The following is a 26,053-nucleotide window of genomic DNA, read 5'->3' on the forward strand; positions in this document are numbered from 1 at the left end:
CAACATCGAAGTTGTCTATCAGCACATCCGGCAGGATGGCTCGTAACAATTGTTCGGGTTTCATGCCCCTAAGTTAATCAATATAGTTGAGAACGTCATCCCCCCAACCGGAAAAATCCGCTGACCCCAACTACGCCCCTTATGGACTTTCACCACAGATGTATGACATGCCCGTCATACTACAAAAAAGGGAGACCCTCTTTAGAATCTCCCTCGTGATCAGGCTGGGATTCGAACCCAGGACCCACAGCTTAGAAGGCTGTTGCTCTATCCAGCTGAGCTACCTGACCATCCCAATTTTCGTGGTGCAAAGGTAAGGATTTTTCTTTCCCTTACAAACTTTTAGTACACTTTTTTACGTATGGGTTCAGAATGGATAACCAACAGCAAAATGCAAGGCGAAATTATCCTTGAAATTAGGATGGGTTATCGCCCAACGCTTAGACTTTTTCTCTTGAGGGTTATAGGCTTTGAAGCCGGTATCCAAACGAAGCAAGAAGAAATCAAAGTCCAAACGAAGTCCCAAACCATAGGAAACGGCGATCTCCTTGTAAAAACGAGAGAAATCAAAGTTTCCAGCCTTATAGCGCTCATCCGAGACATTCCGGGTCCATATGTTCCCGGCATCTATGTAAGCGGCCAATTCAAACTTCCAAAAAAGCTTCGTACGATATTCCAAGTTCAAATCCAAGCGGATATCCCCCGATTGAAGCGCGAAAGAGGTCGTACTGTCAACTTCCATACTACCCGGACCTAACTCCCGCACAGACCATCCCCGGACACTATTCGCTCCACCCGAGAAATAAGCACGCTCAAAAGGTAAATAGCTTGAGTTGCCATAAGCCATCCCCACTCCCACTCCTATATGGAAAGCCAACTTGTTACGACTGTCAAGCACGATCCCTTTGCTAAAATCGAAATCCAATTTCACATATTGCGCATATTCCGTACCAAATAGCTCATAATAACCGTTATCATTCTTCTTCGCTCCCGTGAGATGAGAAAAGGCACTCAACAAATTTCCCGCGATCTCGACTGACGCACGCAAGGAATGCGTGTTTCTCAAACGGTTCTGGGGAGAATAATTGCTGAAAGAATAGGTATATCCTGAACTCATGATAAAATGGTTCGTATAGTTATACAGGACCATATAATCTGGCAAGCTATTGATAAAGTCCATGTTCTTATCCGGTAAATACACATAATTCAAATCCAAAAGCTTAAAGGTATGACGTGCCTGCGTATTCCCCCTATCTTGCCAGATATAACTCCAACCACCGGATAGAATCGCCCTCGTATACTCCGGACGTTTTTGCAGGTTGTAACTTATTTTCGTCTCGGTTGACGCACGCAGCCGCCTACGAAAATCCGCGCTTAGGAACGGGAACAAGAAACGAGGGAACAGCAAGGATCCCTCCGCACCTAACTCCCAGTAATTACCAAAGCCATTCGCCTTATTTCCGGATAATGCCTCGTAAGCTCCTCTCACCCTCACCGAGAACATCTCCGATCCCCGGAAGATATTCCTATGCTGATAATTCAAACTGGAGGCAAACCCATAGTCACCCGCCGAGTTGGTACCTTCCAGGTCCACTCCTACCGTATTTATCTTCGCGGGAGAAGTGAGAATGTAGCAATCCAACTTCATCGTATCCCGCTCCTCTACTTCCGTAAAACGTATATTCACGTTCCTCAAAGCCCTTAGGGAAGCGAACGCCGAATAGGTCTGTTCTATGTCCTTCTCACTAAATAATTGCCCCGGACGGATATGGGTACTCCTCCGGAGTACGCTCGGGCGGATGCTCTTCCCGTTCCGGCCATATACGATATTCACCCCCGCGCTGAGCATCGTATCCGTAGCCATGAAACCGGAGTCCTCTTCTACCCCTATCGGATTATAATCGGTTAGGACCGTTACATCCTTAATATAATACTGACGATGCGGCTGATCCTCTACCGCCCCATTCGGCAACACCTTCCGGTAAGGTCTCATGTACATATCGAGATCCACTACATTTTGGTTAAAAGAACTATCAGCGATATATCCTAAATAATCCCGGTTAAAACCATAATACCCGTTCCAGCGGAGTAAGGTCGTGATACGTTCCCGCTCCTTATCCAATATATCCCGGTCAAATAACGTTCCTTCCTTAACTAATTGGTTATACTCTTCCTGTGAGGATCGGAACGCTGATGCCAAGGGAGAGCGGCGGGGCGCTTTCAGGTGCGCCAAACTATCAATTCTCGGATCCGGGAACTTCATCGTGTAATCGCGTATCCTATACGGATCGTTTGCCTTTATATGATAAGTTACAACCGCCTTCTTATGGCGTGTCGTATCGATCGTCGTTGATACATCCGCATGGATATATCCTTTATTAATGTAAAAACGCTCCAGCTCCATAGCGGATTGTTCCACCAACGTCGTATCCAGCACCACGGGAGGCTCACCAATCCTACGTAACTGTTTGTTGATCCATTTCTTCTCATTCTTACCCGACCAATCATAGACAAACAACTGCCATTTCATCAAACCAAACACCTTGAAATTCGGTTGCTGCCTAAGATAAGACCTTAAATCCGCCGACTTATAATCCTTGTTATCCGACACGATCTCCACCTTATCCAACAAATATTCCCCATCCGGCACAAACTTCGTCGTACTGCAGGAGGCTAGCAGCAGTATGACGCAGATAAAATGGCATATACGTAGGGATCGATTCATCATTCCAAGCTTTTTACGATCGCGAATGTACTGGAATTTAAAGAATTTACCGTACTTTTGTTTTGTAAAAAGAACTAAGATGCTAAGCAGGGCCAAAGTCAAATACATCCGTTCTCTGGAATTAAAGAAATTCAGGAATGAAAACAATGTTTTTGTAGCTGAAGGAAATAAGTTGGTAGCCGATATGTTACCGGCCTTTGAATGTGAGCTACTGATAGCCAAACCATCATGGATGGCTACACAAGGCGATATTCCGGCGAAGGAGTTATTGGTAGCGGAAGAAGATGATATTCGTAAAGCCAGCTTCCTAAAAAATCCTCAAGATGTACTCGCGATCTTTAAACGCCCCAATTGGGATATAACGGGAATAACGCCGGAAAAGGAGCTTGTTCTTGCCTTAGACGGAATCCAAGATCCGGGCAACTTGGGTACGATCATCCGGATAGCGGACTGGTTCGGTATTTCCCATATCGTATGCAGCAAAGATACCGCCGATGTTTTCAGTCCCAAAGCCGTACAAGCCACCATGGGTGCGCTCGCCCACGTAAAAATACATTACACCGATCTGGAAATGTTCTTACAGGCCCAGTCAGCCCAAGCCATACCTTTATACGGCACTTTCCTTGATGGGGAAAACTTATATGAGAAAAACTTATCCGAAAACGGTATCTTGATAATGGGTAATGAAGGAAATGGAATACGTCCCCCCATCGAGGCTTTTGTAAACGAGAAATTGTATATCCCGAACTATCCGGAAGGGAGAGACTCCTCAGAGTCGCTCAATGTGGCCATCGCCACCGCCGTAGTCTGTGCCGAGTTTCGCAGACGCCAGGGGAATACCGCATAAACGGTATATATGGACAGAACATCCCGGCGTGATCTTTTCAGTTAATGCCGGCCAGGATCTCATGACCTGCTTAAAACCAATCGTCGGTTCCGAGGAAAGGACCGGCACTAGCGCTCCATCATAAAAAGCGGTTCCGGCGATCTCCTCATTCAACGGATAAACACCACGAAACACACCGTTATCATCCAGTTCGATATAATGCATACGATAGACCTGCTTCCACCAAACGTAATGAGCGGCAATTCTTCTCATAGGTACAATAAAACAGAGATATTACTTTACAGAATCCTTCGGTAATCCGGCCAGTTCCTTACCATAGTTGTATTTCATCAAGCTTAAGCTATCTATATACACCTTATAATAAGTCGTATCCGTATTATCCATACGGATATATCCAAATACACGCTTTACTTTCTTAGTCGGTATAGTCTTTAAGATCGTCTCGTGATATCCATCTTTCGTGATCTTACTATTCACCGTCAAGGTCGTATCACCCTGGTCCGCGCTTAAACGCACCTCCGGTGTATAAGTCATTTTGTCATTCAATCCCCAGACACGCGTACCCAACACAAAACTACTGCCCGAGGAATAATTCGTTTCCGGACGTATATCGAAAGTCACCCCATTAAATACAGCGGTAGGAGACAAGGTCATATAAGAACGGCGGGGCCAAATATCCACGGAATCCCGGTTCGATACCGGCGCGGCGTCTGCCTGTACATCCCCTAAGTCATTGATCCGTTTATTAAGATCGGCCAAGACCCGGTTGTAGACCTTCATGTAAATATCCAAGTTACGGCCGTACCACACCAACGAGCTATCATACACCGCTTGTGTAATATCATGCTTACGGAATACGGATTCATACAAGGCCAGCTTCATGGTATCGGATTTATACGCGTTATAATCCACATTTACCAAGGCCTCGGCCAGCAACATATCCGTTAAGACACGCTGCATCTTTTTCTCCGACAGAATACCATCCGGAACCTTACTACATGCCGATAGCAACGTCGTGACCAATAAAGCCATACCATATATCCGCAATTTTTTCCGCATTTATTTCTCCTCTTTCGAAAGACTAGCCGACAAGGTATGCCGGTAAAACAGTAACAAAAGGAAAACTCCCACGCAAATCGCCGAGTCCGCCAAATTAAAGATCGGGCGGAAGAAAACGAACTCCTGTCCACCCCAGATCGGAACCCAATCGGGGAATACGGTCTCTATCAATGGGAAATAGAACATATCTACCACCTTCCCATGCAACCACGAGGCATAACCACCTCCCTCCGGCATAAAAGTAGCGAGTTGCCCAAAACTGTGGTCAAAGATCACGCCATAGAACACCGAGTCGATTATATTGCCCACAGCCCCCGCAAAAACCAATGATATACAGGCAATAAAACCGAATTTATAATTCTCTTTAACCAGCCTATACAAATAATACCCGATAAACAATACAGCCACGATACGGAATAGGGAAAGGAACAGTTTCCCAATCACCTCTATCCCGAACGCCATACCCGGATTCTCGGTAAAATAAAGATAAAACCACGGAGTTATCTCTATACTCTCATGCAACTGCATATGGGTCTTAATCCATATCTTCAGCGTTTGGTCAAGAAGAAGGAGCAGTATTATGATTAACACTGCTCCCCAACCTTTGGAATATCTCATTTACCTCGCGCCTCCCTGTTTTGCTTCGATACTTAAGGTCGCATGAGGCACGGCACGTAGCCTTTCTTTCGGGATCAATTTACCGGTCTCCCGGCAAATGCCGTAGGTCTTATTCTCGATACGGATCAAAGCGGCCTGCAAATTCTGGATGAATTTCATCTGGCGTTGCGCCAAACGACCCGCTTCCTCCTTCGATAATGTAGAGGCTCCTTCCTCCAGCACCTTGAATGTAGGAGACGTATCAGCCACGTCGTTACCGTCGGAATTCGTAACTCCGGATCGCAAAAGATCGTAATCCCTCTTGGCGATTTCCAGCTTCTCTAATATAATAGCGCGGAACTCCTCGAGCTCAGCGTCTGAATATCTCGTCTTCTCTGCCATGGTTCTAAAAAAATTTGGGTTCAAAAATTGTTCAACTATCAATCAAAAAGAAGAATTAAGAATGAATATAAGATCCTATCACTTCCTCCTTGCATGCAAAGATAATATAATTATCGATTCCCCTATATTTCATTCCTAATGCTTCCGCGGCAAATGCTATTCTATTTTTAAGCTTTCTCGATCTTCACGGACAACTTAAAGTCCTCGAAATCGAGTTCCGTAGCGTCGCTGATCGCGTTATCCATGATTTCGATCGATTCCGCCAATACTTGGTTAGCGATATAATCCTTATACTCATGGATCGCCTCATCCATCTCCTCGCAAGAAAGCATAGATACATAGATCTTATCCGTTATATCGAAACCGCTGCTCTTGCGCAAGTTCTGGATACGATTCACCAACTCACGGGCCAAGCCCTCCTTACGCAAGTCCTCGGTTACGGTAATATCCAAAGCGACGGTCAAGCGACCTTCATTAGCGACCAACCAACCCGGGATATCCTCAGAGATGATCTCTACATCCGTACGCTCCAAAACAGCCTCCCGTCCATCTACCATCAAGGTAAACGTTCCGGCTTTCTCGAAAGCGTTGATATCCTCTTGGCTCATCGTTTGGATCGTAGCGGCCAATGCCTTCATGATCTTTCCGTAGCGCGGGCCCAACTTCTTAAAGTCCGGTTTGATCTTTTTCACCAAGATGCCTGCCGTATTATCCACGAACTTCAGCTCCTTCACGTTCACCTCGTTCAAGACCAGGTTCTTCACGGCCTCGATACTCTCCTGTTGATGAGCGTCTATGACCGGGAGCATTATCGTCTGCAGCGGCTGGCGCACCTTGATATTCACCTTACGGCGAAGAGCCAATACCATAGAAGAAACATCTTGAGCCACTTGCATACGCTCTTCCAGACGCTTGTCGATCTTAGACGCGTCGTAAACCGGAAAATCGGACAAGTGTACGGACTCAACGTGCTCACGCCCCGTAACAGCGATCAAGTCCAAGAATAACTGATCAGAATAGAACGGAGCGATCGGAGCCATCAACTTAGCCACCGTTTCCAAACAGGTATATAAAGTCTGGTAAGCGGACAACTTGTCCTCCGTCATGCCACCCCCCCAGAAACGACGACGATTCAGGCGCACATACCAGTTACTCAAGTTATCATTTACGAAATCAGAGATAGCACGTCCGGCACGAGTCGGCTCATAAGCCTCCAAGTAGTCATCCACATCCTTCACCAAGCTATTCAACAGAGAAAGGATCCAACGATCGATCTCCGGACGCTTACTCCATTCCACATCCGGATCGGAGTAATCGAAGCCATCCACGTTCGCGTATAACGCGAAGAATGAATAGGTATTATACAATGTACCGAAGAACTTACGGCGAACTTCCTCGACACCATCGATATCAAACTTAATATTATCCCAGGGTGAAGCGTTCGTGATCATATACCAACGCAACGGGTCGGAACCATATTTTTCGATCGTAGAGAATGGATCTACGGCGTTACCCAAACGCTTGGACATCTTGTTCCCGCTCTTATCCAATACCAGACCGTTAGACACGACAGCCTTGTATGCCACACTATCAAAGATCATGGTGCCCAAGGCATGCAAGGTGAAGAACCAACCGCGCGTCTGGTCAACACCCTCGGCGATAAAGTCCGCCGGATAGATCTGACGATTATCGAACTCCTTCAAGTTCTCAAACGGATAGTGGATTTGGGCATAAGGCATAGCGCCGGAGTCAAACCATACGTCGATCAAGTCCGTCTCACGCTTCATAGGCTTGCCAGAAGCGGAAACCAAGATAATATCATCCACATACGGACGGTGCAAATCGATCTTCTCATAGTTCTCCTTCGTATAATCACCCGGAGCGAAATCCTTGTAAGGGTTAGACTCCATAAAGCCGGCCTTCACGGATTTCTCGATCTCACCAAACAACTCTACCACGGAACCGATGCACTTCTCCTCGCTACCGTCTTCCGTACGCCAGATAGGTAATGGAGTACCCCAATAACGACTGCGACTCAAGTTCCAGTCTTGCAAGTTCTCCAGCCATTTGCCAAAACGCCCTGTACCCGTACTTTGCGGCTTCCAGTTGATCGTATTGTTCAACTCGATCATACGCTCACGGCAAGCGGTCGTGCGGATAAACCAGCTATCCAACGGATAATACAATACCGGTTTATCGGTACGCCAGCAATGCGGGTAATTGTGGACATGTTTCTCAATCTTGAACACCCGGTTCTGGGCCTTCAACATCATGCAGAGCTCAATATCCAATGTCTCATCTTTATCCGTCTTCGTATCATCGTAGGCGTTCTTCACGAATTTCCCTTGCCATGGATCATAATCAGAGGCGTTCATACAATTTTGCACAAACTCCGGAGCCAGGTCTTCCAGCTTATAGAACTTACCGGTCATATCCACCATAGGGCGCATATTCCCATCTTTATCCTGCATCATCAAAGGTGGGACCCCGAATGTTTTCGCCACACGGTTATCGTCCGCACCAAACGTCGGCGCGATATGTACGATACCCGTACCATCCTCTGTCGTAACGAAATCACCCGTGATCACACGGAAAGCACCTTCACCCGGATTTACCCATGGAATCAATTGCTCATATTTCATACCGGCCAACTCGGCACCCTTCCACTCACCTACCACGCTGAAAGGAACCAGCTTGTCACCCGGCTTGTAATCAGACAAAGAAAGCTCCGCGGCTTTCGGATTGAAATAAGCTGACAATAAATCCTTCGCTATAACAGCAGTCATCGGGATACCCGTATAAGGGTTATAAGTCTGTACAGCCAGATAAGTAATATTCGGGCCTACGCAAAGCGCCGTATTGGAAGGCAACGTCCAGGGAGTCGTTGTCCATGCCAAGAAATAAGGATCGCCGAATTGCGCCATCTCCGGTTTCGGGTCCAATATATGGAATTGCGCCGTACAAGTCGTATCCTTCACGTCACGGTAGCAACCCGGTTGGTTCAACTCATGCGTGCTCAGGCCTGTACCCGCGGCGGGAGAATACGGTTGGATCGTATAACCTTTATATAAAAGGCCCTTCTTATAAAGTTCTTTCAATAGATACCACAAGGTTTCGATATAGCGATTATCATATGTGATATACGGATTCTCCATATCCACCCAATAACCCATCTTCTGCGTCAGATCCTCCCACTCTTTCGTGAACTTCATCACGTCCTTACGGCAAGCGGCGTTATACTCAGCGACAGAAATCTTCTTCCCGATATCTTCCTTTGTAATGCCCAAAGCCTTCTCCACGCCCAACTCAACAGGCAGACCGTGTGTATCCCAACCAGCCTTACGATTCACCAAGAATCCCTTCATGGTTTTATAGCGGCAGAAAATATCCTTGATCGAACGGGCGATAACATGATGAATACCCGGCATACCGTTCGCGGATGGAGGCCCCTCGTAGAATACAAATGTAGGATGTCCCTCTCTTGTTTCAAGACTCTTATGGAAGATGTCTCCATCCTTCCATCTCCTCAGCACCTCTTTATTTACGTTCGACAAGTCAAACTTAGAATATTCGGTAAATTTCTTACTCATATCGCGATGTATTTATCTTGCTTCTAAAAAATTGCCGCAAAGTTAGTGATTTCTTTCGAATCAGGCAATATGGTTTTTCATTAAAGGAAACCTCTTTCTTGCCGATCCTTACACCGACCCTTACAACCGATAAATCCCATTATCGATAAGACACCCAAATCGTCTTCTTCCTTTCTGAATGAATCATTCTCCTTCCAAAGCGATCAATAAGGCGATCACCTCCGAATAATTAGCGGTTCCGGTCGGTATCTTATTGCCTTTCAAGAAAAGATTATAGACGATGTCTTGCGCCTCGCCGATCAACGGGCTGTATAGGGATTGCCAGTAGGCGACTTTCTCGTTATACAAATCCTTGATCTCGGGGCGTAATCTTTTCTTCCATGCCTCGAAAGAGTCTTTGTCCAAAGCCACATATGCGTTGCTCAATACATAAGGTAGCAAGGAGAAGTAGCCTGAGAACCGGATCTCCGGCACAGAAGATCCCGTACAGATTAAATAACTGTATAGATTAGCCTCAGCCTCGTTGGATATACTAAGCACATGGGCCATCTCATGGGCGTAGGTGGCGGGGTATTGCGCAGGCAGGAGCTGGTCGTTTAAATTGAACTCCGTGAAAAACGGTCCCATATATCCCATCACCCCTACTCCACTCATCAGCCGGGAGAACAGCATCGTTTTAGAATGAAGATAGGCTCCGGGAGTGATAAGGCCGAAACGAGCCGGCAATTCCCGATACCCTTCCAGCACCGTTTCTTTCACGACCTCACGATCGATCGTCTCTATCGGACTCCATGAGGCATTCAAGGAATCTGTATAGGTGTCCAGGAAAGACCGGAAACGTTCCGAGGAAAAGGGTACACAAGTAGTTTGCGTACGAGTGAAAAAATCTTCCCGGAAATAATTCAATCCCCATGCGATATAGAACCAGACATACACCCACGCTATGTATTCCACGATATGCCTGAATGTCCTCCCGAGCCTCCGTTTCTTTATAATCGCATACGACAGATACCCTAGTAACCCGGCGATGCTACCATAAATAAAGCAATCCCCTATCGAAAAAGGAAACAAGCAGGAGAAACGGGATAGCATACCCGATACCCATGGATAAATCGAACGGGAATACCATTCGCCTGATCCGGGATTCCCCATCACGATCCGGACAGAGATGAAAAGGATCACCAATATAACCCAACGAACACGTATCTTTTTTAGAAATTCAAGTTTTATCATGGGAGACAAATATATCATATTCTTTTCAGTCCACCAAATCACCGGTCTCCCTCTTCCACGCTTGATCATAGGCAACTATCACTGTCCGGTAAACGCTCAACAGGGTTTGTGTTTTCTGTCGATCTAAAAAATTAATGGACTATTGCTTGCAGATGTCGATAAAATTCGCAAATATTGCATGCGAATGGTGATTACAATTCACAAAAATTATGCTAATATGAAAAGGAATTTATTATTGCTCGGAATCTGTCTCTTGGCTGTATCATTCGTTGGAGAAGCCTTTGGACAGAAGAAAAAACCTCGTATCGGTATTGCCGGTATACAGATAGAAAACAGCGTGTTCGTCCCGAATAGGCAACCGCTCGTAGGATACCCCGTAAGAATGCCGGACTATCTCAGCCCAGACTCCGTAATGGGACAGGCAGCCACTTGGCTCCCCACGCAGATTGGCTACGGCGGTGGAAGAGGCCCCGTGACAAAAGAATCGTACGACGCATTTGTGGAAAAAACATTGGAGATGGTCAAGGCCAATATGCCTTATGACGCTTTCTGGTTTTATAACCACGGAGCTTGTAGCGTGGAAGGCGTGGCCGATCCTGAGGGCGAATTCATGGAGAAGGTGCGTAGTTTGATCGGAAACGACGTCTTGACTACCACCACGATGGATCTTCACGGAAATACGTCTTGGTTGGTAGCTCTCAACTCCGATTTGATTACGACATATCGTCAAGCGCCGCATGCGGATTCTCGCGAATCACATCGGCGAGGGGTTGTCAATTTGCTGGAACGTCTTGAGTCGGGGAAAGGGCGTCCGGCATACAAGGCATGGGTCGCTGTTCCTGTCCTAGTATCCGGCGAATGGTCGAGTACCCGCGTCGAGCCCGCGAAATCGCTATACGCATTGGTTCCAGAGGTTGAAGCCATGCCCGGAGTGGTAGACGCAGGGATTTGGATCGGTTATGTTTGGGGAGACAACCCACGGAACCAAGGAACCGTGATGGTTTACGGTGACGATGAGGAACAGGTAAAAGCCGGGGCGAAGAAGCTCGCCCAGAAATTCTGGGATGTCCGTAAGCAATTCTCGCTGGAAGCTCCGGGATATTCGCTCGAAAAATGTATTGATCTGGCAATAGCAAGTAAAAAGAAGCCCTTCTTTATCAGCGATATGGGAGATAATCCCGGTGGAGGTGGCTCTGGTGAAGTCACTTGGACTTTGGCGAGACTCTTGAAACGTCCGGAATTTCAGACGGATAAGGGAAAGAGCGTTCTTTATTGCTCCATCCCGGGAGAAGAAGTGGTTGAACAGGCACGTAAGGTTGGTGTAGGCGGACACGTGGAAGGCATGGTAGGTGCCATGGTAGATAATTCCTACGAAGGTCCCGTGAAACTGTCGGGTACCGTGGTTTATGTCAGCCCAGAAGAAAATAAGAATGAGGGATCTCAGAGACGTAAGAGAAATATCGCTATCATAAAGACCGGAAGTGTTTATGTGGTAGTAGGCACATCGTCTCCCACGCCAAACCTAGAGGGTTCAGGAATCGATCCGAAGGAGATGGATATCGTAATGGTTAAACAAGGTTACCTCGTAACCCAATGGTATAATATTCAAGCGGATTGGGTGATGGCTTTTACACGAGGGGGTGTGGATCAGGACTTCAAGAAGCTTCCCTATAGGAATATCGTGAGACCGATGTTTCCGATCGATCCAGACATGGCTGATCCGGAGTTGAACGTTATCATGGTTCCTTCCGCCAAGCATTACTATGGCAGATAATAGTTTATTTTTTTACTGCAATGCCTATGCAGTGTTACTGCGATAGGTATTGCAGTATTGCGGCATCGGTGCCGCGGCATCACCTCGGATCCGAGTCGCGGTGATGCTGCTAAATTATCCGATATTCTTACTTAACAACTTTCGGGCTTGCTCTTCCGTTAAATTCCGGCGGCTCGCATAATCTTTCAGTTGCTCCTCATCGATAGGACCGATCATGAAATATTGAGAAGAGGGATGGGCGATGTAGATTCCACTGACCGAAGCCGTAGGATACATGGCACCATTCTCGGTGAGCGAAATGCCAATTCGCGACATATCGAGCCATCCATCCAATGTGAAATTCAATAATTGATCCGGTAGAGAGGGGTAACCGATAGCCGGACGGATTCCTTGGTATCTCACCTTGTAAAGATCCGGGATAGACAAGGATTCGTCTTTAGCATATCCCCAATATTCTTTACGTACTTTCTCATGAAGATATTCGGCTGTAGCTTCCGCTAGGCGATCGGTCAAGGTTTGCAGCAACATTGAATTATAGGTATCGCCTTCTCGCTCGAATTCATCCTTCAACTCATCCACACCAGCTCCTGCCGTAACCACAAAGGCCCCCACATAGTCGGTCCGTCCTTCAGAAACCGGCAATACATAATCGGAAAGACATTTGTAGATATTCTCCTCCTTTTTCGCTTGCTGTCGTAATAAAGGGAAAACGGTATCCCCCATCCGAATCGTATCCCGTTCGCTATTCGCAGGGAAAAATCCGTAAATCGCCTTACAACACTCGACCTTCCTTGCGGCCAGACGGTCTAAAAGCCTGACAGCGTCCTTATGCAATTGCATCGCCTCAGCGGCTTTCGCACGATCCTTTTCCGGAAAGCTTGACAGCCAAGAGGCACGACAAGAATCGCAACCATGTATCTGGGAGATTTCCGAGAAACGGCCATTCAATTTCCATGCGCTAAAAAAGAAGGTCCAATGGATATAAGGGATAACCTCTTCCAAAGGGATATAAGGGATAACATGTACCCCCATCCTGACCGGAACAACCGGTGTATACCCGGTCCAATCTATTTCAATCGGATGCTTACGAGCCTCAGAAAGAGAGACCAAGACTTCTTTCTTCTGCCCTAAAGAGGCACGTAAGGCTTCTTGTTCCTGTTCCAACCCCCTAATATAAGCATCACGCATATCCGGATTCAATAGTTTGGCGGCGATCAATGGATTCTGTGAGGCATCCAGCACATGGATCACCGGATAATCGTAATGCGGAGCGATCTTCACCGCCGTATGCAGTCTGGAGGTCGTAGCGCCACCCACCATCATAGGAATTGAAAGTCCCGCTTTTTGCATCTCATCCGCGACATGCACCATCTCTTCTAAAGAAGGGGTTATCAAGCCGGATAAGCAAACCAGATCCGGTTTCTCCTCGATCGCTTTCCTTATGATCACATCCGCAGGAACCATCACCCCCAAATCAATCACCTCGTAGTTATTACAAGACAATACGATAGAGACGATATTCTTACCTATATCATGCACATCCCCTTTTACCGTAGCGAAAATCACCTTACCGGCCTTCGCGGAGCCGGAAGCTTTCTTTTCAGCCTCAATAGCGGGTCGCAAAATAGCCACGGCTTTTTTCATCGTACGTGCAGTCTTCACGACTTGAGGGAGGAACATCTTACCGGCACCGAATAATTCGCCGACCTTATTCATTCCGCTCATTAACGGACCGTCTATTATATCCACGGCATGTGGATAAATCCGCAAGGCTTCTCGTAAATCGTCCTCCAAATAGTCTCCGACTCCTTTGATTAATGCATGCTCCAAACGCTCCTTCAATGAAAGCTCACGCCAAGCCTCATGCTTCTCCGGAGTTTCTCCGGAAGTTTGTACATGTAAGTTTTGAGCATAGGTAATTAATTCCTCCGCAGCCTCCGGACGGCGTGCCAAGATCACGTCTTCCAACAAGGTACGGAACCCTGGCTCTATATCCTCATACAGTACGGAGGTAGACGGATTCACGATACCCATATCCATCCCTTTCCCGATCGCATGATATAGAAATACAGAATGCATAGCCTCACGTACATGATTGTTTCCCCGGAAAGAAAAAGACAAGTTACTTACACCGCCGCTCACCTTCGCACCCGGCAAGTTCTTCTTGATCCACTCAACGGTACGGATAAACGCCAGACCATAGCCATTATGTTCCTCCATACCGGTAGCGATCGCCAATACGTTCGGGTCAAAAATAATATCTTGGGGATTGAAATCGATCTTCTCGGTCAATAGGCGATAGGCCCGTTCGCAAATTTCAACCTTTCTTTCATAGGTATCCGCCTGCCCCTTCTCGTCGAAAGCCATCACGACCGCGGCCGCCCCCAACTGCTTTATACGGGCAGCGTGTTTAAGGAAGACCACCTCTCCTTCTTTCAAGGAAATGGAATTCACGATGCTCTTTCCTTGCACACACATCAAGCCTTGCTCGATTACTTCCCATTTGGAAGAATCGATCATGACGGGTACACGGGAAATATCCGGCTCAGAGGCGATCAAATTCAAGAAAGTCTTCATTTCTTTCACGGCATCCAACATACCATCGTCCATATTGATGTCAATCACTTGAGCGCCATCCTCCACTTGTTTACGAGCGATAGTCAACGCTTCCTCATAACTGCCCTCTTTTATCAAGCGTAAGAATTTCCGAGAACCGGCCACATTGCAACGCTCTCCCACGTTCACGAAATTGTTCTCCGGTTTCACTTCCAGCAGTTCCAGACCTGACAGCCATAGACAATCCGGTTTTGGAGCGGGGATATGTGGTTTAGCTCCTTTCACCAACTCCGGATACCGGGAGATATGCGCCGGAGTCGTTCCGCAACAGCCTCCGATAATGTTTACCAACCCCTCTTCCACAAAAGGCTTCACATGTTGGGCCATTTTATCCGGTGTCTCGTCATAGGTACCGAAACTATTCGGCAATCCGGCGTTCGGATAAGCGCTGATATAATAGGGGGCATACCTCGCCAACTCTTGTAAATAAGGCTTCATATCCGCCGCTCCAAAAGAACAGTTTAAGCCAACCGAAACAATATGTGTATGCTGTATGGATGCCAAGAAGGCCAATAAAGTCTGTCCGGAAAATGTTCGTCCACCTTGCGCGGACAAGGTCAAAGACAACATAATCGGCAGGTCCTTTTCTTTCTCTCTCAACACGACCTCAGCCGCTTCCAATCCTGCTTTTACGTTCAACGTATCGAAAGTAGTCTCGAAAAGGATGATATCCACCCCACCGTCAATAAGTCCCTCGACTTGCTCCTTGTAGGCATTATACAGATCTTTGTAAGTTACGGCACGATAAGCGGGATCGTTTACATCCGGACTCATGGAAGCTGTCTTATTGGTAGGACCGATCGATCCAGCCACGAAGATCGTACGATCCGGATGCTCAGTCATATAGGTATCCGCCACCTTTCTAGACAATCGTCCGGCGGCAAGGTTTATCTCACGTACATAGGCCTCCATGGCATAATCCGCCATGGAAATAGCATTCGCGTTAAACGTATTCGTAGCGAAGATATCCGCTCCCGCATCCAAATATTGACGATGGATAGACTGGATTACATCCGGGCGGGTGATACACAATAAATCATTGTTTCCCTTCAACTGTCCCGGAAAATCAGCGAAACGTTCGCCTCGGTAATCTTGTTCGTTTAGTTCGAAACTTTGGATCATGGTACCCATACCACCATCCAAGATCAAAATGCGCTCATTCAAGAGTCGCAGAAATCGTTCCTTATTCATAAATATGTTTTACCTTTCTTGCGTACATATAGCTATATCCCCGGAGGATCCATACCACGGCGATAGCGAAAAACAGACGGGTAGGCACCACCCAAAGGGCGGGTACCCCTATCGCGGCAAAGATAATCGTATCTTCCAACAGGGAATGGCACACGGCCAAATGATGATTCAGCAAATTGCCGTCACCGTAAGACAACTTCCTCAGCTCCATTTGCTCTACCATAATAGCCCCGCCATAAGCCAGTCCGACCACATTACCTACCAACCACAAAAAAGCGGCATCTTGAGGCAAGCCCAATAATCGCATCAGCGGAGAAAATACCGAGGACAATCCTTTCATTAGATTAAACTCTTCCAATATACAATGGAGGATCATCAAAGCCGTAACAATTATCAAAATAGAAATTACCACCTTCATCGAGCTGGTAAACCAAAGAACGAATACTTCCAACCAATTATCGCATACGGCCGCACTTTGAGCGATCCCAACCTGTCCCCATCCTTCATGGGGCATTACCCCATTCAAAGAAAAGGCGATCACGAAACTCATAATCAAACGGAGCAACGTCATCTCCCAAAAAGAAGACCCGGTCTTTGCTTGTACGGAAGATTCCACCATTAGATTATGGGAAGTAAGGCACATCAATGCCAGTATCGTAGCTTCACGGGCTCCTAAAGACATCGAGGTGATCAAAGCGATCGGGGCATATAATGGGGAGAATATACTGGTTATAAAAACAATGGCTGTCTCCCCCGGCAGACCAACCAACGAGAACACGGGCACTAACCAATCCGATATCTGAGCCAATATTCCGGAATATTGCAGTATACGGACCAATAAAGAAATAGGCAAAATAATCTTTAGCAACCATAAGCACGTCTTGCCTGCTTTAGGCAGAGCTCTCAGGATACATTCCCAAACCCTACCGATCACGCCTTGCCCTGTTTCCATCTCGACTTATCGTTTGAAAACCCGATCCATCTCCCGTCGGTCGTCACGTTCCCGGATGGAGTCTCGCTTATCATATTCCTTTTTACCCCGTGCGATCGCGACAACCACTTTCGCCAATCCCTTCTCATTGATAAACAAACGAGTGGGAACGATCGTAAAACCACTGGCACGAACCGCACCCTCGATCTTTCGTAATTCCTTTTTGGTGAGAAGTAATTTCCGGTCCCACCGTGCGTTGTGATTATTGTACGTACCGTAAAAATATTCGGCGATGTACATATTCTTCACCCACAGTTCCCCTTTTTCCACGATACAAAACGTATCTACCAAACTCGCCTTCCCTAAACGGATCGATTTAATCTCCGTTCCGGTCAGTACGATCCCGGCCGTAAATGTATCGAGCAACTCGTAATCGAACGTCGCCCGCTTATTCTTTATCTGTATGTTATTACTAATCCTCTCTTTCATCTTGTGTTATTCTGTCAAAAGCTCAAACCGGGCATCAGCATCGATAACAAAACCTCGATTACTGCCGGAGTCAGTAATATTATGGCGGTTGTAAATCCTACGAACTTCAGACGGATCTTCTCCTCGACTCCCATGTAAAGGCCAGCGCCTTCCCAAACAATATAAAATGTATAAAGGATAAATATCCGCAAGAAGAAAAATTCAGGAAGCAACATCAATACGATATTCAAAGCGAACATCAACGACGAGGAATACCCGACGAAGCGCAACCACAGTTTCAAATCCTTCTCCCGCTTAAATAAACCTTGCCATATCTCGTTCATCAGATAGGCCCCCAGGTAAAAACCTCCGAACGAGGACACCAATGTCCGGATAGACGACTTCAAGGCCAGCTCTAAATCAAACTCCTTCCGCGTAAACAATACGCCCAGAAAGGCCGCAACGGTAACGAAGCCGATCAATGGATACACGAATCGGGATAAGAACTCCTCATGCTTCTCTCCTTTTTTCGCTAACAAAACCCACGCTTTCGCCGGCTGTGAGATGATAGCGATTACCCATCTGAATATCTCCTTATACATTTCTATTTGCTTTTTTAGATAGCAAAAGTATATATTTAATTCGTAAAACGCAACGTAAATACGTCGGTAGCCCCCCAAACGCATGCGGTTGTATCCGCATTATAGCGTTCGGCATAATTTATTTTAAAATTTATCACACTTTGCCCCTCACGGCTCTCGATCACTTTGGCTTGGTCCAAAAACCTATCGATCGTAAAAGCAGTCGTATTGATCCACCTGGAGGAATCGCCGGTACCCCCCTCTTGGATTACCCGGAGATATAGGTTATAGATCCGTTGTCCGGTACTGTCTTCTTCCACCTTCTGATCTGAGTCATAGGATAAATTGAAAATATCCTTTTGATCAACCTGATGATTTACATGTTGGGTTTGCAAGAAGAAACGTCCCTCCAAATAAATACTTTTCTTAAAGTCCAGCGTAACCAGACACTCCTTGTCCAATACAATCGCCGTGTCAGTCAATGTCTCATGCAAAGGCCATACCGCGACCGAGTCATACTTATAAATCTCAGCGTCGTAAACACCATTACCCAATGCTTCGCTAAAATTCGTCTTGAAATCAACCACGCAGCAGTCACCATCTTTCAAATCCGTCCGGTTCTCAAACTCAGAGGAAGAGACGATAAAGATATTCCCTTGATCATCCGCCGTATAGATACACCGCATAGGATTCTCACGTATCACCCCTACCCGATGATAATTGATGGTATTACTTCCATCTCCCATACAAGAGGTCATCGATAAAAACAAGGATAAAAATAAGCCATATATGATTCGCGTTCCCATCTTCTTTAGTTTATAAGTAAAGGATCTGTTACTCCCCATCCGAACCGGGTACTATCTTTCGGATTAATTCGATCGATATAATGAATCCGAACATACATATCCGCATCACGTTCACCTTGTTCTCGCTTATCCTTGATAAAGTTCGCCAAATTAAAGGCATTGATAACCGCGATAGCCTCTTCAGCCTTGTCCTCCGGCTTACCGGTCGTAGCAACAGCCCGTAAATATAAGGAATAAATGGATTTCCGATTTTCAACAGCAGCCTTTTGAGCCGGGTCATAAGTCAGCTGCCAATTCAAGGTCCGACCTTCCGTTGTCCAACAAACCGAGGGCAGAAATAAATAGTCTTCTAATTTAACGAACAAAGCAGAATCATTTGGATTAACCGCAAGCACCGGTTGCTCATTTGTTAACAACGCAAGCGTATCCGTAAGCGGTTTATCCGCATTTTGCTGAGAAACTGCGGTTACCCCTTGCAATGTTACTGTAAAATATCCCTTTTGTTCCGCATCCGTATTCTCTGGCAGGCTCGGATCGTAATCAAAGCTCACCAACAAACATTTACCCTCCGAGTATGAACTCAGTTTTGTCGTGTAGATCCAACCGAACCGGGTATTAGCCATCATCAACGCACTATCTCCATGTTGACGGACTACAGCGGCGGTCGTTCCCGGATTATATACGTTATTTATGTCTTTCAGGCAAGAAGTAAACAGACTCACGATAACAGCCATCAAGACAAACCCTATTAAATTCTTGTATCTCATTTCACAATACTCCTCTTGAAGTACGCAAAGATACGATCTTTAGCCATATAGACAGAAAAAACTCCCAAAAGTTTCTATGAAAAACTCTTGGGAGCCTCCCTCTATAAGAGCAAAGCAGGAAGTTCTTATTTCTTCTCGTTGGGTTTGATCGTAGGACACTCTATTTTCATAGACTTCCATGTTAGATCCGTGCTATCCTTCTCATTGATGCTACTTAGGTAATTGATCTTTAGGTTGAACTTATCCGCACCTGCATTTCCTTCTTTCTTCATGACCGGCTCCAACACATCACCAATCTTGAACGCTTGGAAGTCGGAAGTAGAAGTTTCTGTCGACCCACTTCCATCGCTTACTCTTTCCGCACGCAAGAAAAGGCTGTAAGTAGGAATTCCATCTTCTTTCGTCACCGTCTCCTCCAGCGTAGATTGATTCCAGAACAAACGGTAGCGATTGGACTGATCCTTACGAGCATTGTAGGCAACCCCTAAAAACAGATATTTATCAATATAACCGCCAGAAGTCATATTGGTTATCTCCATCTCCTTATCGTTCAACAAAGTTGCAGTATCTATTACTGAATAAAAGTCCATACTTCCTTTTACAACCTCCTGCAACCCCGAGATAGTCGCCGTATAATAGCCGTTAGTAGCCACATTCGCATTCTCCGGTAAATTTAAATCAACCTCGAAAGAAGCATAATAACATACATCAGGCAATACCGTAGCCGTAGGCGAATACAACGCACCAAAAACAGTATTCAATACGGGCTTATAGGAGCCTTCAGACACAGCCCCCACACCAAAGCCGGAGTTCGTAAAACTATTATTCCCTTCACCCAAGCAAGAAGTAAATAACAAGGCAGCAACCGCAGCCATTCCCATTAATTTTAAAACTTTCATTTTCTGTTTATCTATTTTAAGCATTTGTATTTACACTGTTTATCAAACATTAAAAACCAAAACGAAATCCGAACTGAAGACTCATGTTAAACGGCTTCTCCGAATGGATCGTTTCGATCTCGCTACCATTATCAAAATAATAGCCGGCTCCCACCTCAGCAAAAGCGCTTACAAAACGGATAATCGGATAACTTACACCAGCACGGGCATTTACAGACCATAACCATTCTTTCATTCGAGTAGGTTCGCTTTGCCTTGCGATTTCTACCTCATCCGAGAATAATTTCATCCTACGTTTACCAGCAACATTCACTTCGGTCATTCCTCCGGCAGAGGCGTAAAACATAAAACGATTCCATTCCGCAATCTTATAAGTCAAAGATAATGGAATTCCAATAAAATGCAATCGTTGATCATTCTCTATATGATACGTATTATTCGTACTCCACTCTGATCTTAAGTAAGAATAAGTCAGTCCTGTCTGCAAAGAAAAACGGTTATTCAAATAACGACTGATTGAGATACCCACCCCAATGGGGGCCTTATGATGAATATCCGTCTTAGCAGGATCTTTCTTCTCCGCATCGAAGGCATTTAAGCTCAGCAGATTCTCACTCTTCAACACGCTGCTATTCGTCACATACTGAGGCACTAAATTATCAGCGCCCATAGAAAGGCCTCCACCTCCCATACCGAACCCCCATTTCCGGGATACGATCTTCTCCGGCTTCCTTTTAGAAACAGGAGTAGCATCCGCAACAAGTACGTCATTCTTGAGAACAACGATCTCCTCATCATTAGTCCTCTCAGCCTCCGTTTCAACGGCATCTTCCTCATTCGCCGATCTATCAGCAGATATTACCCTCGACTCAGAAATAGGCCGATCCTCCGTACTCTCTACATTCTGCCGGAACGCTGCCATCCTAGCCTTAACTTCCACCTTGGCCGCCCCAAATGCCATTTTTGCCTTCATGGCCGTAGTAGCAGGAATAGCCGCTGGTACAGACGCTTGCTCCATCGTTTTCTCTACCGGAACAACCGGAGTATCCATGGATGTCGGTTCTCGTGAAGACTGTATTTCTCGGGCTATAGGCAGATCTTCCATCTCCCTGTCATATAAATAGATACCACCCGACACGATCAATAAGGAGATCACGGCGGCGGAAACCCAGTAGCGAAGCGTACGACGCAAAGGAACCGGAGCCTTTTCTGGCAATCGATCAGCTATAGCCTCCCAATCGCCGAGTAGCGTATCCACCTCGAAATCCTCTAGTTTCGATTGGATCGCATCATCCCATATATCTCTTTCCTTTTCACTCATCTTATCTCAAACAATGCGTTAATTCTACGTTGTAATAACTGCTTGGCACGGGTATATTGAGAACGGGAAGTACTCTCTGTTATGTTCAACATCTCACTGATCTCCTTATGAGAATATCCCTCTATCGCAAACATATTGAATACGGTACGAAAGCCAACCGGCAACTCCTCCACTAGACTCATCAACTCAGCTGCCGACATGTCCGAGATAACCGAACTATCGGGTTGAATCAGTTCCGCCGTATTGTCAAGATCAGTCGCTTCTCGCAACACATCCGACTTTCGCAGATATTCCAACGCACAATTAACAAAGATCTTCCGCATCCACCCCTCGAATGAACCACTCCCTGTATAGGAGTCTATACTGGTAAAGATTTTCACGAAGCCATCCTGCAACAAATCACGAGCCGTTTCCCTGTCGTTAACATAACGAAGACAAACTCCCATCATTTTTCGGGAATATGCATCATAAAGCTCTTTTTGAGCTCGTCTCTCCCCCTTCCGACAACCCTCTATCAGTTGTTGCTCATTCATTCAGTCGTGCCTTGAACGTCTCCCTTCCGGAGACTGTACAATAGTAGGATGTAAATAAATAAATAAACGCTGCATTCCGCAGAAAAATTATTTCATGAACAGGGCGGACACCTCCGGCCCGCCCTCACGGAACATTTGCAAAGATAAGATGTTCTTATGAATTTCCATGTTAATACGCGGAGTATGCTCACTTTTTTTCAAATGTCAGGTGTGTAGATTAAGTATTCTAAGTGCGTGGGCTGAGTATCTTAAGTATAAAGCAAAAGTATCTTAGGTGCATCAGTTGATACACCTAAGATACTTTTTTGGGAGGATTGTACTCCTCTTTCCAGGAAAGAAGGAAAATTCTTCCTAATCCAATTTATGGATAACCAAACCGGAACGAAGCTTCGGTTCGAACCAAGTTGTCTTCGGCGGCATAATGTTACCCGTATCGGCGATATCCATCAATTGCTTCATCGTAACGGGATACAAAGCCAAGGCAACCTTCATCTCACCGCTATCCACACGACGTTTCAACTCGCCCAGACCACGGATACCTCCCACGAAATCGATCCGCTTGTCCGAACGCAAATCCTTAATGCCTAAAATCTCATCCAAAATCAAGTTCGAAGAGATCGTGACATCCAACACGCCTATTGGATCATTATCATCGTAGGTACCGGGCTTAGCGATCAAGGAATACCATTTCCCTCCTAAATACAGGGAGAAATTGTGCAAGGCACCCGGTTTGTAGATATCAGCGCCTTTCTCCTCCACCACAAAGTTTTTCGTTAGTTTCTCAACGAATTGTTTCTCGGTCAAGCCGTTCAAATCTTTTACCACACGGTTGTAATCGATAATGGTCAATTGGTTGGCCGGGAAGCAAACAGCCATGAAATAATTATACTCCTCATCTCCCTTATGATCCGGGTTTTGCTTGGCCTTCTCCGCGCCTACCAAAGCGGCGGCGGCGGAACGATGATGTCCGTCGGCGATGTACAACGCAGGCATCTCCCCGAATAACTCCGTGATGCGGGTGATGTCCTTATCCTCATCGATAATCCAAAACGTATGGCCGAAACCATCTAGTTTCGCGACGAAATTATATTCGGGCTCACGGGCCGTATATTTCATTACGATAGCGTCTAACTCTGAGTTGTCGGGATAAGCAAAGAATACCGGCTCGATATTAGCGTTGTTGACACGTACGTGTTTCATACGATCCTCTTCTTTGTCACGACGGGTCAGCTCATGTTTCTTGATCGTGCCATTCATATAATCGGGAACATAAGCCCCGACTACCAACCCATATTGGGTCTTGCCATTCATGGTTTGGGCATAGACATAGTAACATTCTTTCTGATCTTGAACCAACCAACCTTTTTCCTGAAAATCATTGAAATTAGCGGCAGCCTTCAGGTATACAGCCGGATCATGCTCATCCGTCCCTTCCGGGAAATCGATTTCCGGTTTAATGATGTGGTAAAGGGATTTCTCGTTTCCTTCCGCTTCCGCACGAGCTTCTTGCGAGTTCAATACGTCATACGGACGAGAAGCCACTTCCTCTATAAATTCTTTGGGCGGACGGACTCCCTTGAAAGGTTTTATTTTTGCCATGGTAATTAACTATTATTTATTAACCCGATACTTTTCATTGCCATCCACCAAGAAATCAACGATCTGCTTGGCAGCGGCAATACCTGCGTTGATATTAGCCTCGGCGGTCTGGGCACCCATCTTTTTCGGGGTACTGAAATAACGACCGGCATATTTCTCGACCAATTCCGCATGGATAGCGGGCATAATATCTGTCAAATACTTGAAGTCCGGACGTTCCTCCAACATCTTAGCGATACCAGCCTCATCCATCACCTCCTTACGAGCCGTATTCACAACGATTGCTTCCTTCGGCATGGAATTCATCAACTCAAAATTGATAGAACCCCTCGTCTCGGCCGTAGCCGGGATGTGCAAAGAAACGATCTGGCAGGTCTTGAACAAGTCTGCTGTAGAAGCCACAGCCTTCACCCCATCAGCCTCGATCGCGGAAGCCGGACAGAATGCGTCGTAAGCGTAAACCTCCATGCCAAAGCCTTTAGCGATACGAGCCACGTTACGACCCACGTTTCCATAAGCCAAGATACCCAATTTCTTTCCTTTCAACTCCGTTCCAGAAGTACCGTTATAGGAATTACGAACCCCGTACACCAACATACCGAATACCAATTCAGCGACAGCGTTAGCGTTTTGGCCCGGTGTATTCATCACGCATACCTTACGGGCGGTAGCCGCGTCCAAGTCCACGTTATCATACCCCGCACCGGCACGAACCACGATCTTCAGGTTCTTAGCGGCATCCAATACCTCAGCGTCCACCTTATCGCTACGGATAATCATGGCATCGGCATCCCTAACCGCATCCAGCAATTGAGCCTTCTCTGTATATTTTTCTAAAAGAGCCAGTTCCATACCAGCGGCTTCCACTACCTCGCGGATACCTTTCACAGCGACAACGGCGAAAGGTTTCTCTGTAGCAACTACTATCTTAGCCATGTCTGAATCCTCCCTCATTAATGTTGTTTCTCGAACTCTTTCATACAAGCGACCAAAGCCTCTACGCTACTCCTCGGCATAGCGTTATAAAGAGAAGCGCGGAAACCACCTACCGAACGGTGTCCCTTGATACCGACCATACCTGCGGCAGTAGCATATTTGCTGAACTCATCCTCCAACTCCTTATACTCGTCATTCATCACGAAACAAACATTCATGATCGAACGGTCTTCCTCCGCAACCGTACCGCGGAACAACTTGTTGCGATCGATCTCATCGTATAAGATCGCCGCGTTCTCAAGATCCTTCTTCTCCATAGCGGCGATACCACCTTGCTCCTTATACCATTTCAAGGTCTGCAAAGCTGCGTAGACAGGCAATACGGGAGGAGTATTGAACATAGAATCCTTCTTGATATGGGTAGCGTAGTTCAACATAGTCGGGATCTGACGGTCTACATGTCCTAAGGCGTCCACACGAACGATAGCCAAAGTCACGCCAGCAGGAGCCAAGTTCTTTTGAGCGCCCGCGTAGATAATATCATATTTGGAGATATCAATCGGACGAGAGAAAATATCAGAAGACATATCGCAAACCAAACGTTGTTTCACGTCCGGGTCCTTACGCATCTCTGTTCCATAAATCGTATTATTAGAGGTAAAATGGAAATAATCCGAGTCGTCAGCGATCGTATAATCTTTCGGGATATAGGTATAGTTCTTGTCTTTCGAAGAGGCGACAACGTCTACCTCTCCAAACAATTTAGCTTCTTTGATAGCGTTTGAAGCCCAAGTTCCAGTATCCAAATAAGAGGCTTTCTTATTCAACAGATTGTAAGGGACCATACAGAACTGCATACTGGCGCCACCGCCCATGAACACAACCTCATAGCCTGCCGGCACATCCAGTAATTCCTTGATCAACGCACGTGCCTCGCCGTTTACGGCTACAAACTCCTTACTTCTATGAGAAATCTCAAGAAGAGATAACCCCATACCCGCAAAATTTTCTACCGCAGCGGCTGTATTCTTAATTGTATACTCGCTCAAGATAGAAGGACCTGCATAAAAATTGTGCTTCTTCATACCAATGTCTTTTTAGAATGTTATTATAAATAAAGTAACTGTTTTTCTCATTTGCCGACATTTTCCGGGCATTTTTAATTTACAATCAGAATA

At 46.1% G+C, this 26,053-nt stretch carries 20 protein-coding genes and 1 tRNA gene; 2 read left to right on the forward strand and 19 right to left on the reverse strand.

The features are described from left to right. Positions 1–216: 216 nt before the first annotated feature. Positions 217–290 (reverse strand) — tRNA-Arg (locus G7Y39_RS06030). A gap of 77 nt (positions 291–367) precedes the next feature. After that, a complete protein-coding gene (locus tag G7Y39_RS06035) occupies positions 368–2,728 on the reverse strand; it encodes a BamA/TamA family outer membrane protein (protein WP_165156053.1) in 2,361 nt (786 codons plus the stop codon). A 76-nt stretch (positions 2,729–2,804) separates the two neighbouring features. Between G7Y39_RS06035 and G7Y39_RS06040 the strand changes: the two genes are divergently transcribed. Then, a complete protein-coding gene (locus G7Y39_RS06040; RefSeq protein WP_165156055.1) occupies positions 2,805–3,572 on the forward strand; it encodes an RNA methyltransferase in 768 nt (255 codons plus the stop codon). Between the two features lie 273 nt (positions 3,573–3,845). On the opposite strand, the gene G7Y39_RS06050 is transcribed toward G7Y39_RS06040, so the two are convergent. From G7Y39_RS06050 to G7Y39_RS06070, 5 genes are all read right to left on the reverse strand, one after another. Next, entirely contained in the window at positions 3,846–4,631 is a 786-nt protein-coding gene (locus G7Y39_RS06050) for a DUF4296 domain-containing protein (RefSeq protein WP_165156057.1), read from the reverse strand. Next, on the reverse strand, positions 4,632–5,249 hold the full coding sequence (locus tag G7Y39_RS06055; RefSeq protein WP_165156059.1) for a lipoprotein signal peptidase: 618 nt from the start codon (positions 5,247–5,249) through the stop codon (positions 4,632–4,634). Next, on the reverse strand, positions 5,250–5,630 hold the full coding sequence (locus G7Y39_RS06060; protein ID WP_165156061.1) for a TraR/DksA C4-type zinc finger protein: 381 nt from the start codon (positions 5,628–5,630) through the stop codon (positions 5,250–5,252). It abuts the gene before it with no gap. A 167-nt stretch (positions 5,631–5,797) separates the two neighbouring features. Further along, positions 5,798–9,220 (reverse strand): isoleucine--tRNA ligase, encoded by a 3,423-nt coding sequence (gene ileS / locus G7Y39_RS06065; protein WP_165156063.1) that lies wholly within the window; start codon positions 9,218–9,220, stop codon positions 5,798–5,800. Positions 9,221–9,403: 183 nt separating this feature from the next. Next, positions 9,404–10,453 carry a DUF3810 domain-containing protein gene (locus G7Y39_RS06070; protein WP_241159968.1) on the reverse strand — a complete coding sequence of 350 codons (1,050 nt, stop codon included), beginning with the start codon at positions 10,451–10,453 and terminating at the stop codon, positions 9,404–9,406. Between the two features lie 217 nt (positions 10,454–10,670). Here G7Y39_RS06070 and G7Y39_RS06075 point away from each other — a divergent pair, with 217 nt between their 5' ends. Continuing rightward, positions 10,671–12,227: a M81 family metallopeptidase gene (locus G7Y39_RS06075; protein ID WP_165156067.1), complete on the forward strand. Its 1,557-nt coding sequence runs from the start codon at positions 10,671–10,673 to the stop codon at positions 12,225–12,227. A 114-nt stretch (positions 12,228–12,341) separates the two neighbouring features. Here G7Y39_RS06075 and metH read toward each other — a convergent pair whose 3' ends face one another. The 12 genes from metH to serC form a co-directional block, all read right to left on the reverse strand. Further along, positions 12,342–16,034: a methionine synthase gene (metH, locus tag G7Y39_RS06080; protein WP_165156069.1), complete on the reverse strand. Its 3,693-nt coding sequence runs from the start codon at positions 16,032–16,034 to the stop codon at positions 12,342–12,344. Next, positions 16,027–16,986: a nucleoside recognition domain-containing protein gene (locus G7Y39_RS06085; protein WP_165156071.1), complete on the reverse strand. Its 960-nt coding sequence runs from the start codon at positions 16,984–16,986 to the stop codon at positions 16,027–16,029. Before G7Y39_RS06085 ends, metH begins: the two co-directional genes overlap by 8 nt. Before the next feature lie 6 nt (positions 16,987–16,992). After that, complete coding sequence (smpB, locus tag G7Y39_RS06090; protein WP_165156073.1) at positions 16,993–17,454, reverse strand: SsrA-binding protein SmpB; 462 nt, start codon at positions 17,452–17,454, stop codon at positions 16,993–16,995. A 14-nt stretch (positions 17,455–17,468) separates the two neighbouring features. After that, entirely contained in the window at positions 17,469–18,035 is a 567-nt protein-coding gene (locus tag G7Y39_RS06095) for a YIP1 family protein (RefSeq protein ID WP_165156075.1), read from the reverse strand. A 35-nt stretch (positions 18,036–18,070) separates the two neighbouring features. Continuing rightward, positions 18,071–18,820, reverse strand: coding sequence for a hypothetical protein (locus G7Y39_RS06100; protein WP_165156077.1), 750 nt, complete (start codon positions 18,818–18,820; stop codon positions 18,071–18,073). Between the two features lie 5 nt (positions 18,821–18,825). Beyond that, entirely contained in the window at positions 18,826–19,587 is a 762-nt protein-coding gene (locus tag G7Y39_RS06105) for a hypothetical protein (RefSeq protein WP_165156079.1), read from the reverse strand. Between the two features lie 125 nt (positions 19,588–19,712). After that, positions 19,713–20,462 carry a hypothetical protein gene (locus tag G7Y39_RS06110; protein ID WP_241159969.1) on the reverse strand — a complete coding sequence of 250 codons (750 nt, stop codon included), beginning with the start codon at positions 20,460–20,462 and terminating at the stop codon, positions 19,713–19,715. A gap of 73 nt (positions 20,463–20,535) precedes the next feature. Next, positions 20,536–21,807, reverse strand: a complete 1,272-nt coding sequence (locus G7Y39_RS06115) for a porin family protein (protein WP_165156083.1) — start codon at positions 21,805–21,807, stop codon at positions 20,536–20,538. Continuing rightward, on the reverse strand, positions 21,804–22,340 hold the full coding sequence (locus G7Y39_RS06120) for an RNA polymerase sigma factor (RefSeq protein ID WP_165156085.1): 537 nt from the start codon (positions 22,338–22,340) through the stop codon (positions 21,804–21,806). The genes G7Y39_RS06115 and G7Y39_RS06120 overlap by 4 nt, the downstream gene beginning before the upstream one ends. Positions 22,341–22,691: 351 nt before the next feature. Further along, positions 22,692–23,939, reverse strand: a complete 1,248-nt coding sequence (locus tag G7Y39_RS06125) for a DUF1015 domain-containing protein (protein WP_165156087.1) — start codon at positions 23,937–23,939, stop codon at positions 22,692–22,694. A 12-nt stretch (positions 23,940–23,951) separates the two neighbouring features. After that, a complete protein-coding gene (locus G7Y39_RS06130) occupies positions 23,952–24,875 on the reverse strand; it encodes an NAD(P)-dependent oxidoreductase (protein ID WP_165156089.1) in 924 nt (307 codons plus the stop codon). 17 nt (positions 24,876–24,892) lie between these two features. Continuing rightward, the gene (gene serC / locus G7Y39_RS06135) at positions 24,893–25,960 is read right to left on the reverse strand and encodes a 3-phosphoserine/phosphohydroxythreonine transaminase (protein WP_165156091.1); all 1,068 of its coding nucleotides are present in this window, start codon (positions 25,958–25,960) and stop codon (positions 24,893–24,895) included. Between the last annotated feature and the right edge of the window lie 93 nt (positions 25,961–26,053).

The sequence above is a fragment of the Parabacteroides sp. ZJ-118 genome (assembly GCF_011038785.1).
Lineage (GTDB): Bacteria > Bacteroidota > Bacteroidia > Bacteroidales > Tannerellaceae > Parabacteroides.

What these genes read in the sequence shown, in the direction of transcription:
- G7Y39_RS06035 (WP_165156053.1), bottom strand. Translation starts at nt 2,728, where the DNA reads ATGATGAATCGATCCCTACGTATATGCCATTTTATCTGCGTCATACTG.
- G7Y39_RS06040 (WP_165156055.1), top strand. Translation starts at nt 2,805, where the DNA reads ATGCTAAGCAGGGCCAAAGTCAAATACATCCGTTCTCTGGAATTAAAG.
- G7Y39_RS06050 (WP_165156057.1), bottom strand. Translation starts at nt 4,631, where the DNA reads ATGCGGAAAAAATTGCGGATATATGGTATGGCTTTATTGGTCACGACG.
- G7Y39_RS06055 (WP_165156059.1), bottom strand. Translation starts at nt 5,249, where the DNA reads ATGAGATATTCCAAAGGTTGGGGAGCAGTGTTAATCATAATACTGCTC.
- G7Y39_RS06060 (WP_165156061.1), bottom strand. Translation starts at nt 5,630, where the DNA reads ATGGCAGAGAAGACGAGATATTCAGACGCTGAGCTCGAGGAGTTCCGC.
- ileS (WP_165156063.1), bottom strand. Translation starts at nt 9,220, where the DNA reads ATGAGTAAGAAATTTACCGAATATTCTAAGTTTGACTTGTCGAACGTA.
- G7Y39_RS06070 (WP_241159968.1), bottom strand. Translation starts at nt 10,453, where the DNA reads ATGATAAAACTTGAATTTCTAAAAAAGATACGTGTTCGTTGGGTTATA.
- G7Y39_RS06075 (WP_165156067.1), top strand. Translation starts at nt 10,671, where the DNA reads ATGAAAAGGAATTTATTATTGCTCGGAATCTGTCTCTTGGCTGTATCA.
- metH (WP_165156069.1), bottom strand. Translation starts at nt 16,034, where the DNA reads ATGAATAAGGAACGATTTCTGCGACTCTTGAATGAGCGCATTTTGATC.
- G7Y39_RS06085 (WP_165156071.1), bottom strand. Translation starts at nt 16,986, where the DNA reads ATGGAAACAGGGCAAGGCGTGATCGGTAGGGTTTGGGAATGTATCCTG.
- smpB (WP_165156073.1), bottom strand. Translation starts at nt 17,454, where the DNA reads ATGAAAGAGAGGATTAGTAATAACATACAGATAAAGAATAAGCGGGCG.
- G7Y39_RS06095 (WP_165156075.1), bottom strand. Translation starts at nt 18,035, where the DNA reads ATGTATAAGGAGATATTCAGATGGGTAATCGCTATCATCTCACAGCCG.
- G7Y39_RS06100 (WP_165156077.1), bottom strand. Translation starts at nt 18,820, where the DNA reads ATGGGAACGCGAATCATATATGGCTTATTTTTATCCTTGTTTTTATCG.
- G7Y39_RS06105 (WP_165156079.1), bottom strand. Translation starts at nt 19,587, where the DNA reads ATGAGATACAAGAATTTAATAGGGTTTGTCTTGATGGCTGTTATCGTG.
- G7Y39_RS06110 (WP_241159969.1), bottom strand. Translation starts at nt 20,462, where the DNA reads ATGGCTGCGGTTGCTGCCTTGTTATTTACTTCTTGCTTGGGTGAAGGG.
- G7Y39_RS06115 (WP_165156083.1), bottom strand. Translation starts at nt 21,807, where the DNA reads ATGAGTGAAAAGGAAAGAGATATATGGGATGATGCGATCCAATCGAAA.
- G7Y39_RS06120 (WP_165156085.1), bottom strand. Translation starts at nt 22,340, where the DNA reads ATGAATGAGCAACAACTGATAGAGGGTTGTCGGAAGGGGGAGAGACGA.
- G7Y39_RS06125 (WP_165156087.1), bottom strand. Translation starts at nt 23,939, where the DNA reads ATGGCAAAAATAAAACCTTTCAAGGGAGTCCGTCCGCCCAAAGAATTT.
- G7Y39_RS06130 (WP_165156089.1), bottom strand. Translation starts at nt 24,875, where the DNA reads ATGGCTAAGATAGTAGTTGCTACAGAGAAACCTTTCGCCGTTGTCGCT.
- serC (WP_165156091.1), bottom strand. Translation starts at nt 25,960, where the DNA reads ATGAAGAAGCACAATTTTTATGCAGGTCCTTCTATCTTGAGCGAGTAT.